The following is a 14,810-nucleotide window of genomic DNA, read 5'->3' as shown; positions in this document are numbered from 1 at the left end:
CTTTTATCAAAAATAAAAACGCATCGTACTAAAAAAGCACGATGCGTTTTTATTATTTTTTTTGCCAATTTTCTTTAATAAAGTCTTCACGGCCAGATTCTTTTTGCTCAGTAGCATATTTCTCTGGATTCTTTTTATAGAAATGTTGGTGGTAGTCATCTGCTTCGTAAAAAGGTGCAGCAGGACGAATTTCAGTCACGATTGGATCTTTAAACATACTGCTTTCTGCAAGAGCTTGTTTTGATTTTTCAGCAAGCCCTTTTTGTGTTTCGTTATGATAAAAAATAGCGGTACGATAAGATGGACCACGGTCAAAGAATTGTCCGCCATCATCAGTTGGATCGATTTGTGGCCAATATAAGTCTAGTAATTTCTGATAAGGAAAAATAGAAGGATCGAATGTAATTTGAACAACTTCTAAATGTCCAGATGTTCCGGTTTTTACTTGTTCATATGTTGGGTTTTCTACATGACCTCCTGCATAGCCAGAAAGTACTTTATGAATACCAGGAAGTTCATCAAATGGTTTTACCATGCACCAAAAGCAACCGCCTGCGAAGGTTGCGAGTTCGTATGTTTTTTCGGACATTGCTGTAATCCTCCTAAATGTATATGTTTTATATAGTATTATATAAATTGTTTTATTGCGCAATAAAAAAGATTTGAAAATATATGTTTTTTATAAACAAGATCCTCCGCTCACATCAATTAATTGTCCAGTAACCCAGCGGCTGTCTGGAGAAGCAAGAAATGCAGCAGTATCGGCAATGTCTTCTACTTCACCTAAGCGATTGAAAGCGGAAATAGTAGTAGCGTACTGCTTCATCATCGGGTCGCTCAAGAGTTCTGCATTCATATCTGTTTTAATAAATCCTGGAAGTATTGCATTCACCGTTATTCCTCGTGCTCCAAGCTGTTTTGCTAGTGTAAAAGTCATTGTATTAATAGCGCCTTTCGTCATACTATATGCAACAAAATCAGGTAAAGAAATGCGGGTCGCAGCGGATGAAATATTAATAATTCGGCTATTGTCACGTAAACGTGGCAGTGCTTGTTGAATGATAAAGAATGGTGCTTTTGCATTTACTGAAAACATTCTATCAAAAAATTGTTCAGTCGTTTCTTCAATAAAAGCACCAGGACCAATGCCAGCATTGTTTATTAAAATATCAAATTGTGTTTCACTAGTGCGCTTTTGTAATTCAGTATCTAAAGCTTTATAAAGGTTTTCTACACCATGTAAGGATTCTAAATTTGCGCCGATAGAAAAAGCTTGGCCACCATTTGATTGAATTTCATGAACAGTTTCTTCAGCGTCATCTTTTCGATTACCGTAATGAACAGCAACCAATGCACCGTCATTTGCTAAACGTTTAGCGATCGCTCGTCCAATTCCTCGGCTTGCTCCTGTAACTAACGCTACTTTCCCTTTTAACATAGTTTTCTCATCTCCTCATAAATTTTTCTTTATGTAGTAGTGCAAACATACTTAAGCAATATATGAGTGTATGTAAGTAATTCATTCCAATTTTGATTTGAGAAAAAATAAATAGAATGAATTTAGATTTTTTTTGAAAAAACATGTTGACAAAGAAAAGAACAACGTCCTATAATACGTGTAACAAATAAAAGTTAATTAAAAATTTTCTAACTTTATATGTTGTATATGCAAAGAAGAGGAAAGTAGATGATTATGATCGTTTCAGAGAGCTACTCCAAGGCTGCGAGAGTAGTAACAATCAAATCATTGAAGATCACCTCGGAGCATCGCTTGCGAAAGGGAAACTGAGTAGAGGGCGGCGGCATCGTCTCCGGTAAAAGGACGGGGGTCTAATTGGACCTACGAAGCTTATATTTCGCGAGAAGTATAAGGAAGCTGAGTGGTAACGCGAAACTCTCGCCTCAGCAATCAAAGCTACTAAATTGTAGTAGTTGATTGCTGAGGCGAGAGTTTTTATTTTAGAAAATAGAATAAGAGAATGCGTGGAAGAGGAGAGTAAATGATAAAGATTGTTTCAGAGAGCTGCCCCGAGGCTGTGAGGGTGGTAACAATGCACTCATTGAAAATCACCTCGGAGCACTACTTTTGAAAATTAGTAAAAAGTAGCGGGTTTGTTCCCGATAGAAAAACAAAAGTCTAATTGGACTTGCAGAGCTTATATTTCGTGAGAAGTGTAAGGAAGCTGAGTGGTACCACGATTCCCTCGTCTCAGCAATGGATTGCTACAAGTATGTAAGTAATCGATTGTTGAGACGAGTATATTTTTAATATTTATATACTGAATATTCTGTAAAAAATACTCATCTCAGCAATCGATGTAGAAATAGATTGCAAAAAATAGAGAAAAAAAGAGGAGCGATGTGAGATGGGAAACCAGTACATTTACATGAATGGGGAATTTGTAGAAAAAGAAAAGGCAGTTGTTTCAGTATATGATCACGGCTTTTTATACGGAGACGGTGTATTTGAAGGGATTCGTAGTTACGGAGGAAATGTATTTTGTTTAAAAGAACATGTAAAACGATTATATGAATCGGCAAAATCTATTTTACTTACAGTCCCACTGACAGTTGACGAAATGGAAGAAGCAGTTTTACAAACGTTGCAAAAAAATGAGTATGCGGATGCTTACATTCGTTTAATTGTTTCACGAGGAAAAGGTGACTTAGGGCTCGACCCTAGAAGTTGTGTGAAACCGAGCGTTATTATCATTGCAGAACAATTAAAGTTATTCCCTCAGGAATTTTACGATAATGGATTAAGCGTTGTATCTGTTGCATCAAGACGTAATACGCCAGATGCATTAGATCCACGCATTAAGTCAATGAACTACTTAAATAACGTACTTGTAAAAATTGAAGCGGCACAAGCAGGAGTGTTAGAGGCTCTTATGTTAAATCAACAAGGATATGTTTGTGAAGGTTCTGGCGATAATGTTTTCGTTGTGAAAGATGGAAAAGTATTAACCCCACCATCCTATTTAGGAGCATTAGAAGGTATTACGAGAAATAGTGTTATCGAGCTATGTGAACGACTGAGTATTCCATGTGAGGAAAGACCATTCACTCGCCATGATGTATATGTAGCGGATGAAGTATTTTTAACAGGAACAGCAGCGGAGTTAATTCCAGTTGTAAAAGTTGATTCGAGAGAAATTGGAGATGGGAAACCAGGAAGTGTAACGAAACAATTGACCGAAGAATTTAAAAAATTAACGAGAGAAAGAGGAGTACGTGTTCCCGGGCTGACGGAAAGCTTAGCATAAATAAGGAGAGGAGTTAATTGAAATGAAGCAGCAGTATACAGCGTATGAGAAGTTACAGTGTGAAGAAATGACAGGCGCTGGGCACGTGATTCAATGTTTGAAGAAATTGGGTGTAACGACCGTTTTCGGCTATCCAGGCGGAGCGATCTTACCAGTATACAATGCGTTATACGAAAGTGGTTTGAAACATGTTTTAACTCGTCATGAACAAGCTGCCATTCATGCGGCTGAAGGATATGCGAGAGCTTCTGGAAAGGTCGGGGTAGTCTTTGCTACCTCTGGCCCAGGGGCGACAAATTTAGTTACCGGCTTAGCAGACGCTTATATGGATTCGATTCCTTTAGTTGTCATTACCGGCCAAGTTGCAACGCCTTTAATTGGTAAAGATGGATTTCAAGAAGCGGATGTTGTCGGAATTACAGTACCTGTTACGAAGCATAATTACCAAGTTCGTGATGTAAATCATGTATCACGAATTGTGCAAGAAGCTTTTTACATCGCCGAAAGCGGACGCCCGGGACCAGTATTAATCGATATTCCAAAAGATGTTCAAAATGCAAAAGTCACCAGTTTCTTTAATGAAGAAGTTGATATTCCGGGGTACAAACCAGAACTTGTACCAGACAGCATGAAACTTAGAGAGGTAGCTAAAGCAATTTCAAAATCAAAGCGTCCGCTTCTTTATATTGGGGGAGGTGTCATTCATTCAGGTGGATCCGATGAACTTTTTGAATTCGCAAGGGAGAACCGTATTCCAGTCGTTTCAACTTTAATGGGACTTGGTGCATATCCACCGGGAGATCCATTGTTTTTAGGGATGCTTGGTATGCATGGGACATACGCTGCTAATATGGCGGTAACAGAATGTGATTTACTACTTGCATTAGGTGTTCGCTTCGATGATCGTGTAACAGGAAAATTAGAACTTTTTTCTCCGCACTCGAAAAAAGTACATATTGATATTGATCCTTCTGAGTTTCATAAAAATGTAACTGTAGAGCATCCCATTGTTGGTGATGTGAAAAAAGCGTTACACATGTTGTTACATATGTCTATTTATACACAAACAGACGAATGGCTTCAGAAAGTAAAGGCATGGAAAGAAGAATATCCACTTTCTTATAAGCAAAAAGAATCTGAGTTAAAACCACAGCATGTGATCAACTTAGTAAGTGAATTAACGAATGGTGAAGCGATTGTCACAACAGAAGTAGGACAGCATCAAATGTGGGCTGCTCACTTCTATAAAGCAAGAAAACCTCGGACGTTCCTTACCTCTGGAGGATTAGGAACGATGGGGTTTGGTTTTCCAGCAGCAATTGGTGCTCAGCTAGCTAAAAAAGAAGAACTTGTCATTTGTATTGCAGGTGATGCTTCTTTTCAAATGAACATTCAAGAACTACAAACAATTGCTGAAAATAACATCCCTGTAAAAGTATTTATCATAAATAACAAATTTTTAGGGATGGTAAGGCAATGGCAAGAAATGTTTTATGAAAATCGTTTATCAGAATCAAAAATTGGATCGCCAGATTTTGTGAAAGTGGCAGAAGCTTATGGAGTGAAGGGATTAAGAGCGACAAATTCAACAGAGGCGAAACAAGTGATGTTAGAAGCATTTGCTCATGAAGGTCCTGCCGTAGTTGATTTTTGTGTAGAAGAAGGTGAAAACGTATTTCCGATGGTTCCGCCAAACAAAGGGAATAACGAAATGATTATGAAGAGGTGGGAAGAATGAGTCATACTTTTTCACTCGTTATTCATAACGAGCCAAGCGTCTTATTACGTATAAGTGGGATTTTTGCTCGGCGTGGTTATTATATTTCTTCTTTACATTTAAATGAAAGAGATACAAGTGGTGTTTCTGAAATGAAACTCACAGCAGTTTGTACTGAAAATGAAGCGACATTACTTGTTAGTCAGTTGAAAAAATTAATTGATGTACTGCAAGTAAATAAATTATAAGGAGTGTATGGAATATGAAAACATATTATGAGAAAGATGCAAATGTAGAGTTATTACAAGGAAAAACTGTTGCAGTAGTTGGTTATGGATCACAAGGTCATGCGCAAGCACAAAATTTACGTGATTCTGGTGTAGAAGTTGTAGTTGGTGTTCGTCCTGGTAAGTCGTATGAAGTAGCGAAAGCAGATGGATTTGAAGTAATGTCTGTTTCAGAAGCGGTTCGAACCGCACAAGTTGTACAAATGTTATTGCCAGATGAACAGCAAGCTTATGTGTATAAAGCAGAGGTAGAAGAGAATCTTCGTGAAGGACAAATGTTACTTTTCTCACATGGATTTAATATTCACTTCGGACAAATTAACCCGCCAAGTTACGTAGATGTAGCGATGGTCGCGCCAAAAAGTCCAGGTCACCTCGTTCGTCGTGTATTTCAAGAAGGAAATGGTGTTCCGGCATTAGTGGCAGTACATCAAGATGCAACAGGAACAGCATTAAGTTTAGCTCTTGCGTATGCAAAAGGTGTAGGCTGTACACGTGCAGGCGTAATTGAAACGACATTCCAAGAAGAAACAGAGACGGATTTATTCGGAGAGCAAGCAGTGCTTTGCGGCGGGGTAACTGCGCTTGTGAAAGCTGGTTTTGAAACATTAACAGAAGGTGGATATCGACCTGAAATTGCATACTTTGAATGTTTACATGAATTAAAGTTAATTGTTGATTTAATGTACGAAGGCGGTTTAACGAACATGCGCCATTCTATTTCAGATACGGCAGAGTTCGGAGATTATGTAACAGGATCGAGAATTGTTACAGATGAAACGAAGAAAGAAATGAAACGAGTTTTGACAGAAATTCAGCAAGGTGAATTTGCGAAGAAATGGATTTTAGAAAATCAAGCAGGGCGTCCAACGTATAATGCGATGAAAAAAGCAGAGCGAAATCATCAGTTAGAAAAAGTAGGGGCAGAGCTTCGTGAAATGATGAGCTGGATTCATGCACCGAAAGAATTAGTGAAAAAATAGAGTAAGTGATTGTAAGTGAAAAATACGTAAGAGGGGATTTGACAAGATGAGAAGTGACATGATTAAAAAAGGTTTTGATAAAGCGCCGCACCGTAGTTTATTAAAAGCAACTGGTTTGAAAGATGAAGATTTTGATAAACCTTTCATAGCGATTTGTAATTCTTTTATTGAAATTATTCCAGGGCATAAGCACTTGAACGAGTTTGGGAAACTTGTAAAAGAGGCAGTTCGCGCGGCAGGTATGGTACCATTCGAATTCAATACGATTGGAGTTGACGATGGTATTGCGATGGGACATATCGGTATGCGTTATTCTCTTCCGAGTCGTGAAATTATTGCAGATTCAGTAGAAACGGTTGTAAATGCACACTGGTTTGACGGCATGATTTGTATCCCAAATTGTGACAAAATTACACCTGGTATGATGATGGCTGCACTACGTATTAACATTCCGACTGTGTTTGTTTCAGGCGGCCCGATGGCAGCAGGAAAAACATCTAAAGGAGAAGTTGTCGATTTAAGTTCTGTTTTTGAAGGAGTAGGAGCTTATCAATCTGGGAAAATTTCAGAAGAAGAATTAAAGGATATTGAAGATCATGGCTGTCCATCTTGTGGTTCTTGTTCCGGAATGTTTACGGCGAACTCTATGAACTGTTTATGTGAAGTGTTAGGTTTAGCTCTTCCTGGTAACGGGAGTATTTTAGCAATTGATCCAAGACGTGAAGAGTTAATTAAACAAGCAGCAGAGAAATTAAAAATTTTAATTGAAAGAGATATTAAACCGAGAGACATCGTAACGGAAGAAGCGATTGATGATGCGTTCGCGCTTGATATGGCAATGGGTGGATCAACGAATACAGTATTGCACACATTAGCTCTCGCACAAGAAGCGGGTTTAGATTACGATATGAATCGCATTGATGCCGTTTCAAGACGTGTACCACATTTATGTAAAGTAAGCCCTGCTTCCAATTGGCACATGGAAGATATTGATCGAGCGGGCGGGATTAGTGCAATTTTGAAAGAGATGAGCCGAAAAGAAGGGGTGCTTCATCTAGACCGAATAACGGCTACCGGGCAGACGTTAAGAGAAAACATTGCTCATGCAGAGATTAAAGATAAGGAAGTTATTCATTCTCTCGAAAACCCTCATAGTGAAGAAGGGGGATTACGTATATTAAAAGGAAACCTTGCGAAAGATGGAGCGGTTATTAAAAGCGGTGCAACAGAGGTAAAGCGTTTTGAAGGACCTTGCGTTATTTTTAATTCACAAGATGAGGCGCTTGCGGGCATTATGCTTGGAAAAGTGAAGAAAGGCGATGTAGTTGTTATTCGCTATGAAGGACCAAGAGGTGGCCCTGGTATGCCAGAGATGTTAGCGCCAACTTCAGCGATTGCTGGAATGGGATTAGGTGCAGATGTTGCGCTATTAACGGATGGTCGTTTCTCGGGTGCTTCACGTGGTATTTCAGTAGGACATATTTCACCAGAAGCAGCTGCGGGTGGAACGATTGCACTTCTTGAACAAGGGGATATTGTATGTATTGATGTTGAAGAACGCTTGCTAGAAGTAAGAGTTAGTGATGAAGAATTAGATAAGCGTAAAAAAGAATGGAAACGACCAGAAGCGAAAGTGAAAACTGGCTGGCTTGGACGTTATGCACAGATGGTAACATCGGCGAATACAGGTGCAGTTCTAAAAATCCCGGATTTTGATTGAGCCAATTTAAAAGAGATAAGGATGATATATAATGGTGCAGAAGGTAAAGGAGAGAGTGAAAATTGAAGATATCTTAATGGCTCATAATTGCATGAAAGATATCGTTATTAAAACACCGTTACAACGTGATACAGTTTTATCTGAGAAATATGATTGTGACGTTTATGTAAAACGAGAAGACTTACAATTGATTCGCTCTTTCAAAATTCGTGGTGCGTACAATTTAATTCAAAGTTTATCGAAAGAACAATTACAAAACGGTGTTGTATGCGCGAGCGCTGGTAATCATGCGCAAGGAGTTGCTTATACGTGTAATTTATTGAAGATTGCGTCAAAAATCTTCATGCCGACGACAACACCTAAACAAAAAGTATCACAAGTACAATTTTTCGGTGGTGATTTTGCGGAAATCGTATTAGTTGGTGATACATTTGATAGCTCTTTCCAAGAAGCGCAGCGCTATTGTGAAGAAAATAGAATGACGTTCGTTCATCCGTTTGATGATCCGTATGTAGTTGCTGGTCAAGGGACAGTTGCAGTTGAAATTATGCATGATATGGAGAAATCGGTTGACTTTATTTTTACAGCAATCGGCGGTGGTGGGTTAGCATCAGGTGTTGGTACATATGTGAAAGGTGTTAGTCCTGCTACAAAGGTTATTGGTGTAGAGCCGATGGGAGCTGCATCTATGAAAGAGGCTTTTCTTCAAAATGAAAATGTCGCATTAGAGAAAATAGATAGTTTTGTTGATGGGGCAGCTGTTAAAAAAGTAGGAAAGTTAACATTTGAAACTTGTAAAGATGTAATTGATGACATTGTTTTAGTACCAGAGGGAAAAGTTTGTACGACGATTTTAGAACTGTATAAGAAAAATGCAATTGTAGCTGAACCGGCTGGTGCACTATCTATTGCAGCGCTTGATTTATATAGAGATGAAATAAAGGGTAAAACAGTTGTATGCACGCTAAGTGGTGGAAATAACGATATTGATAGAATGCAAGAAATGAAAGAACGTTCGCTCATTTACGAAGGATTAAAACATTACTTCATTATTGAATTCCCGCAACGTTCAGGTGCGCTAAGAGAATTTCTTGATAAAGGATTAGGACCAGAAGATGATATTACGCGCTTTGAATACATTAAGAAACATAATAAAGAAAATGGTCCAGCGTTAGTCGGCGTAGAGTTGAAACATAAAGAAGATTATGAGCAATTAATTACTCGCTTTAAAGAAAATAATATTCAATTTATGGAGCTTAATAAAAATCCTATTTTGTTTGATTTACTTATTTAATAGAAGGAAAGGGATAACATACGGTTTTACTAGAAATAAAAAAGATAGATATAAGCAGTAGAAACGCTACTTGTATCTATCTTTTTATAGTTAAACTAAATATTTTCCATATTCAAGAAGGATAAAGCTAGTTAACCAAAAGAGTATCGCAATACGAATGATTACATACATAGTAAATTCAAAGGTAGTAAGTTTTCGTTCGCGTTTTATTTTTTTTAGAAGTCTAACAGAGAAAATTGAACATAAAAGTAGAACGGCTATAGATATTTTATAAATATTCTCTAACAAACTTACATTTTCTAATAAGTCTTTCAGCATGTTCATCACCTATTCTGTAATGTATGTTACAGAGAAATAGATCTTGAGCTGTCTAGTTTCGTTTGTTTTTTATTTTCCCTGTAGCATCAATTTCTACATCAGTTGAAATTGTTTGTAAATATTGAAGAGCTTTTTTCTTTTCTTCCACATTTACAGGGGAAACTTGGTTGTTACGAATGATGTAAGGATTGAATGACATTTGTACATCCTTTCCTTTAAAAGTTAAAGTTAATACGCCAGTTTCGGCGCTTTTCCCATTCACATAACTCGGGAATAAAAAGTTACCTAATGAGTAAGCGATAGGAACTTTATTATAATACTCAAACCCTTGTAACCAATGTGGATGGCTTCCGACAATTGCGTTAGCTCCTGCTTCAACCATTTTAGGTACATATTGTTTTTGGTATTCTACCGGACGATTTGATTTTTCAACGCCCCAATGCATATAGACGATTAAATAGTCTGCATCTTGTTTTTGCTCTTTAATTGTTTTTGTTACGAGATTTAAATCATATCCGTTTGCAACACCAGGTTTATTGTTACCAGCTACCCAGTTCGTATCAGGCATAAATCGAACGAAGGAAAGAAATTTGAACTTTTTCCCTTTTACAGTCATTTCTCGTGCTGTATATGCATCTTTTGCATTTTTTCCGGCTCCGATATAAGGGAATTTTAATTTTTCTACGTGAGAAATCGTGTCTAATAATCCATCTTGCCCATAATCAAGTGTATGGTTATTTCCGATATTTACGATGTCATATCCAGTGTTTTTTATAGATTGTAGCGTGGATGGATCACTTTTAATCCAAAACAGTTGTCCAGGAGCTTTCTTTTCTCTCGTTGTAAATGCTGACTCTAAATTAACGAAAGAAATATCAGCTTTTGTTATTTCTTCTTTTACATGTTGGAATGGATAATCAGCCCCATTTTTTTCGATTACAGGACGTAATTGCCAATCGAACATTGTATCACCAGAGAAAGTGAGTGTAATTTCCGGGTCTTCTATTTTCTTTTCACTTGTTGAAGCGGTTTTACTAGATTTGTTTTGCAAATCGGGTTTGTCTTTCGCTTTTGAAGTAAAAGAGTAGTTAATTAATAAAACAATTGGTGTAATGCAAAAGGCTATTAACAGAAATCGTTTTAGTAAAGTTTTCATAAATACCGTCCCTTTTGAATTTATACCGCAATTTGTGGGCAATAAAACTCACGTTAATTAAAGTTTCACATTATGTATTACTACAAAAAAAATTGCGGTTTATGTTGTGGAAAACATTTGTTAATATTCTCAATATTAAGTTAACATATAGATAACCTGTAAATCAATGTATAAACCAAAATATAGAAATAAAGAATTCGAAGGGTGAAGAATAAGAAATGGTTATATTAGGAGCAGTTGTAAATGGGATTTGTATTATATTTGGTACTTTACTAGGTAAATTATTTAGTAGGATTCCAGAAAGTATGAAGGGAACAATTATGCATGCAATCGGTTTAGCGGTTACTGTGCTTGGGCTTCAAATGGCATTGAAAAGTGAAAATTTTCTTGTTGTCATACTAAGTTTAGTGATTGGTACCGTCATCGGGGAATGGCTACAATTAGAGAGAAAGTTAAAACTGTTAGGAGATTGGCTAGAAAATAAAGTTGGATCAAAAGGGAAAGGGAGCATATCAGAAGGCTTTGTAACTGCTACTTTAATTTTTGCAATAGGTGCGATGGGCATACTTGGTGCACTCGACAGCGGGATTCGCGGCAATCATGATATTTTATTTACAAAGGCGATTATCGATGGATTTATTTCTATTATATTAACGACAACTTTAGGAATTGGTGTAGTATTTTCGGCGATTCCAGTTATTTTATACGAAGGAGGGATCGCGGTTTTTGCAACACAAATTAATAGTTTGGTCCCGAAAGAATTAATGAATCAATTTATAGTGGAAATGACAGCTACAGGTGGTATTATGATAGCCGCTATTGGATTGAACTTACTTGGTGTTATTAAAATTAAGGTGGCAAATTTATTGCCAGGTATATTGGTAGTTGGAATAATCGTTTCACTTATTTATGGTTACGGTTTACTAGTAAAGTAATAGGGGGTGGAGATACATATGGAGGAGTATAAATTTACAAAACGTGTTCATAACATATTGAAGATTGCAGCAGAAGAGGCAGAAAGTAATATCATTCAACCAGCTCATCTGTTTATCGGTATGTGTAAAGAAGGTACTGGAGTTTGTAGCGAGTTGTATATGTATTTGTTCCGTAAAGTGGGGATAGATTTTTCAGAAAAACTTTCAATACGAAAACAATACGATTCACCGTATCAAGAGTATGAAAAAATAGGACAATATAAGGTATCTTATAAGGTGCTAGAAATTTTACAAATAGCGAAGAAACGTATGGAACGTTTCCAGCAAGTAATAATGAATGAAGGACATGTTATATATGCACTATTTCATGTAGATACGTTTATTGGAAATGTACAAATAAAAAAAGATATATTACGTATTATAGCTGAGCCAAGAGATTTAGCGGTCGATCTAAAATGTTTTGTTCCTACTTATAATCATTTAATTTGTACTGTTAGAAAGGCTAGCCCTTCTGATTTTGAAAAATTAGCAAGTTTTGTTAAAGAGGAATTTGGTGAACGTTGGTTACATTCAATAGAGTATGGATTTCGTACATATAAAGATAATTTACCTATTTATATAGCAGAACAAGAAGAAGTGATAGTAGGTTTCGCTTGTTATGATGTAGTGAGAGGAAAGAAGGGATTGTTTGGTCCAATGGGCACAGCGAAAAAAAATCGTGTGAATGGTGTAGGGAAGCAATTGTTATATCGTTGTTTACATAGTATGAAGAAAGAAGGATATGAATACGCAATTATTGGACAAGCAGGTCCGGTTGAGTTTTATGAGCGATGTTGTAATGCACGTTTAATACCGGTAGAGAGTAATTAACCAACTCCATATATGGGAGTTGTTTTTTTTATGAAAATAATGTAGAGATGTAGTGATTTTCACTAGAAAATAGCGGGTTTTGTAGTAAATTTTACAAATAAAGCAAATTACTAAACTTTTTACAAGAAAGGGTGTAGAATGGGTATCTAAAGAAAGAAGGTGTGAAAATGGCCAGCTGGAAACGAAATTTGATGATTTGTTGGCTAGGTTGTTTTACCACTGCAGCCGGTATGAGTTTAGTAATTCCTTTTTTATCTTTTTATATTGAGGAATTAGGAGTAACTGGCACTTCTAGTATTGCACAGTGGTCGGGACTTGCATTTGGTATAACATTTTTAATGGGTGCGATCGTATCACCAATATGGGGAAAGCTTGGTGATATACATGGACGGAAATTGATGCTTATTCGTGCGAGCCTTGGTATGGCGATTATTATGACGCTTATGGGGTTTGTAACGGACGTGTATCAACTAGTCGCACTACGATTTTTGATGGGAGCGGTATCTGGTTTCCTTTCAACGGCGATGACATTTATTGCAGCAGAAACTCCGAAAGAGCATTCAGGTTGGGCAATTTCCACAATTTCAACTGGGGGCGTGAGCGGTTCTTTACTTGGCCCATTACTTGGTGGTTATTTGTCGGAGTTAATTGGAATGCGCCATGTTTTTCTTGTTACAGGAGCTTTTTTATTCCTTTCTTTTCTCATCGTTTTTTTCTTCCTACATGAAGAGAATCACTCCGCTCAAGCAAAAAAAGTACAACAGAAAAAAGTATGGACGATGGTTCCAGCAAAGCATTTAATTATTAGTTTATTTGTAACAACATTTATTATTCAACTTGCGAACATGTCAATTCAACCTATTATTACATTGTATGTAAAGAATTTAGAAGGCCCAGGAACAGCTCATATTGAAATGATTGCAGGCGCAGTCATGTCTGCGACAGGTTTAGCGATTATTATGGCAGCTCCTAAGTTAGGTAGATTATCAGATCATATCGGTCCTCAAAAAACGTTAGTTGTAGCGTTGTTTGCTGCAGGAATTATTTTTATTCCACAAGCATTTGTAACCTCAGCTTGGCAACTATTAATTCTTCGCTTTTTATTAGGTATTGCACAAGCAGGACTATTACCTTCCGTACAAACTCTACTAAAACAACATACACCAACCCATGTAACGGGAAGAATATTTGGGTATAATCAATCGTTTCAGTTTTTAGGAAATATGATTGGACCAGTACTTGGTGGACAAATTGCAGCACATGCGGGCTTCCAATATGTTTTCTTTTCTACTTCATCACTATTATTTATTGCGTGCATTTGGGTTTATTTTCATAATAAGAATGAAGAGGTATCAGAGAAACGACATTTGGAAGTTAGTTAACTAAGTGAATGAAAAAGAAAAAGGATGAAGCCAACGATTGCTTCATCCTTTTCTTTAAAATTGGAGACAAAGATAACTTAATGTACCAAGCTCATAACTGCGGTGAATGACTTCACCGTTATTTTCACCACTTCCCATAGCGATAAATAAAGGAACAAAATGCTCTGCTCTTGGTACTGCCAATTGTGCATGAGGGGCATTGTTCTCCCAATGAAATAATGCATCTTTATCAGTAGTCTGCATATGTTTAATAATCCAATCATCAAATTCAATTGCCCATTGTTCGGGGGTAGTTTGATTCCATTTCAGTGCTCGTAAGTTATGAACGGTAACACCGCTACCGATTACTAAAATATCTTCTTGTCCAAGTCCTTTTAGTGCTTCTCCAATTTCAAATTGTTCTTTTGCAGGAAGGAAAGGATTGACTGATATTTGTACGATAGGAATATTTGCTTCTGGATACATGCGGTGCAAGAGTGTCCATGAGCCATGATCTAAACCTCTCGTCATATTATGATGGACTGGAATACCTTTGTTTTTAAATTTCGTTTCTAACATAGATGCAATGTTAGAAGAACCTTTCGCACGATATTTAATTTCGTATAACTCAGGAGGAAAACCTCCAAAATCATAAATTGTTTCATATTCGTTATCTGATGAAGAAATCGTTAATACTTCGCTTTCCCAGTGAGCAGTGAAAATAACAATTGCTTTCGGTTTATATGTTTCTCCAAGTGTTTTTAAAAACCTTGTATAGTCTGTATCTTGAATAGCAAGCATTGGTGATCCGTGTGCTAAAAATAATGATGGCATCATAATAGAAACCTCCCAAAAATATAATAATTACTTTATGTAAGTAACTATATAATTTTACGGATGGTT

General features: G+C 36.9%; 14 protein-coding genes and 2 other annotated features. Of the genes, 9 read left to right on the top strand and 5 right to left on the bottom strand.

Going from position 1 to position 14,810, the window contains the following annotated elements:
- Nucleotides 1–52 precede the first annotated feature (52 nt).
- Nucleotides 53–589, bottom strand: coding sequence for a peptide-methionine (S)-S-oxide reductase MsrA (gene msrA / locus N2V92_RS25890; RefSeq protein ID WP_001291894.1), 537 nt, complete (start codon nt 587–589; stop codon nt 53–55).
- Nucleotides 590–679: 90 nt separating this feature from the next.
- On the bottom strand, nt 680–1,438 hold the full coding sequence (locus tag N2V92_RS25885; protein WP_170264787.1) for an SDR family oxidoreductase: 759 nt from the start codon (nt 1,436–1,438) through the stop codon (nt 680–682).
- A gap of 224 nt (nt 1,439–1,662) precedes the next feature.
- Nucleotides 1,663–1,908, top strand: a binding site (T-box leader).
- A gap of 67 nt (nt 1,909–1,975) precedes the next feature.
- Nucleotides 1,976–2,215: a binding site (T-box leader), on the top strand.
- Between the two features lie 151 nt (nt 2,216–2,366).
- On the opposite strand from N2V92_RS25885, the gene ilvE reads away from it, so the two are divergent.
- Genes ilvE through ilvA form a run of 6 tightly spaced genes read left to right on the top strand, consistent with a single transcriptional unit; the run spans nt 2,367 to nt 9,267 of the window.
- Nucleotides 2,367–3,266, top strand: coding sequence for a branched-chain-amino-acid transaminase (gene ilvE / locus N2V92_RS25880; RefSeq protein WP_000528163.1), 900 nt, complete (start codon nt 2,367–2,369; stop codon nt 3,264–3,266).
- 22 nt (nt 3,267–3,288) lie between these two features.
- On the top strand, nt 3,289–5,004 hold the full coding sequence (gene ilvB, locus N2V92_RS25875; protein WP_000813470.1) for an acetolactate synthase large subunit: 1,716 nt from the start codon (nt 3,289–3,291) through the stop codon (nt 5,002–5,004).
- Nucleotides 5,001–5,231, top strand: a complete 231-nt coding sequence (locus N2V92_RS25870) for an ACT domain-containing protein (RefSeq protein WP_000019916.1) — start codon at nt 5,001–5,003, stop codon at nt 5,229–5,231. The genes ilvB and N2V92_RS25870 overlap by 4 nt, the downstream gene beginning before the upstream one ends.
- 14 nt (nt 5,232–5,245) lie before the next feature.
- Nucleotides 5,246–6,253 (top strand): ketol-acid reductoisomerase, encoded by a 1,008-nt coding sequence (gene ilvC, locus N2V92_RS25865; RefSeq protein WP_000861150.1) that lies wholly within the window; start codon nt 5,246–5,248, stop codon nt 6,251–6,253.
- Nucleotides 6,254–6,299: 46 nt separating this feature from the next.
- Nucleotides 6,300–7,973 carry a dihydroxy-acid dehydratase gene (gene ilvD, locus N2V92_RS25860; protein ID WP_001255822.1) on the top strand — a complete coding sequence of 558 codons (1,674 nt, stop codon included), beginning with the start codon at nt 6,300–6,302 and terminating at the stop codon, nt 7,971–7,973.
- Between the two features lie 31 nt (nt 7,974–8,004).
- A complete protein-coding gene (gene ilvA, locus N2V92_RS25855) occupies nt 8,005–9,267 on the top strand; it encodes a threonine ammonia-lyase IlvA (RefSeq protein WP_016077871.1) in 1,263 nt (420 codons plus the stop codon).
- A gap of 90 nt (nt 9,268–9,357) precedes the next feature.
- Here the strand turns inward: ilvA and N2V92_RS25850 are convergent, their stop codons facing one another.
- Nucleotides 9,358–9,585, bottom strand: a complete 228-nt coding sequence (locus N2V92_RS25850) for a hypothetical protein (RefSeq protein ID WP_000910225.1) — start codon at nt 9,583–9,585, stop codon at nt 9,358–9,360.
- 52 nt (nt 9,586–9,637) lie between these two features.
- Nucleotides 9,638–10,741 (bottom strand): CapA family protein, encoded by a 1,104-nt coding sequence (locus N2V92_RS25845; protein WP_000854497.1) that lies wholly within the window; start codon nt 10,739–10,741, stop codon nt 9,638–9,640.
- A 218-nt stretch (nt 10,742–10,959) separates the two neighbouring features.
- Between N2V92_RS25845 and N2V92_RS25840 the strand changes: the two genes are divergently transcribed.
- The 3 genes from N2V92_RS25840 (at nt 10,960) to N2V92_RS25830 (ending at nt 13,928) form a co-directional block, all read left to right on the top strand.
- The gene (locus N2V92_RS25840; RefSeq protein ID WP_000236050.1) at nt 10,960–11,676 is read left to right on the top strand and encodes a DUF554 domain-containing protein; all 717 of its coding nucleotides are present in this window, start codon (nt 10,960–10,962) and stop codon (nt 11,674–11,676) included.
- Between the two features lie 18 nt (nt 11,677–11,694).
- On the top strand, nt 11,695–12,546 hold the full coding sequence (locus tag N2V92_RS25835) for a GNAT family N-acetyltransferase (protein ID WP_000393443.1): 852 nt from the start codon (nt 11,695–11,697) through the stop codon (nt 12,544–12,546).
- Between the two features lie 167 nt (nt 12,547–12,713).
- Nucleotides 12,714–13,928, top strand: coding sequence for a multidrug efflux MFS transporter (locus tag N2V92_RS25830; protein ID WP_000179291.1), 1,215 nt, complete (start codon nt 12,714–12,716; stop codon nt 13,926–13,928).
- A 54-nt stretch (nt 13,929–13,982) separates the two neighbouring features.
- Here N2V92_RS25830 and N2V92_RS25825 read toward each other — a convergent pair whose 3' ends face one another.
- The gene (locus N2V92_RS25825; protein ID WP_000982903.1) at nt 13,983–14,744 is read right to left on the bottom strand and encodes a DODA-type extradiol aromatic ring-opening family dioxygenase; all 762 of its coding nucleotides are present in this window, start codon (nt 14,742–14,744) and stop codon (nt 13,983–13,985) included.
- Between the last annotated feature and the right edge of the window lie 66 nt (nt 14,745–14,810).

The sequence above is a fragment of the Bacillus sp. CH_48 genome, from assembly GCF_038008465.1.
In the GTDB taxonomy this organism is placed as follows: Bacteria; Bacillota; Bacilli; order Bacillales; family Bacillaceae_G; genus Bacillus_A; species Bacillus_A thuringiensis_S.
The sequence above is the reverse complement of the archived record's forward strand: the minus strand, read 5'-3'. Positions and strand labels throughout refer to the sequence as shown.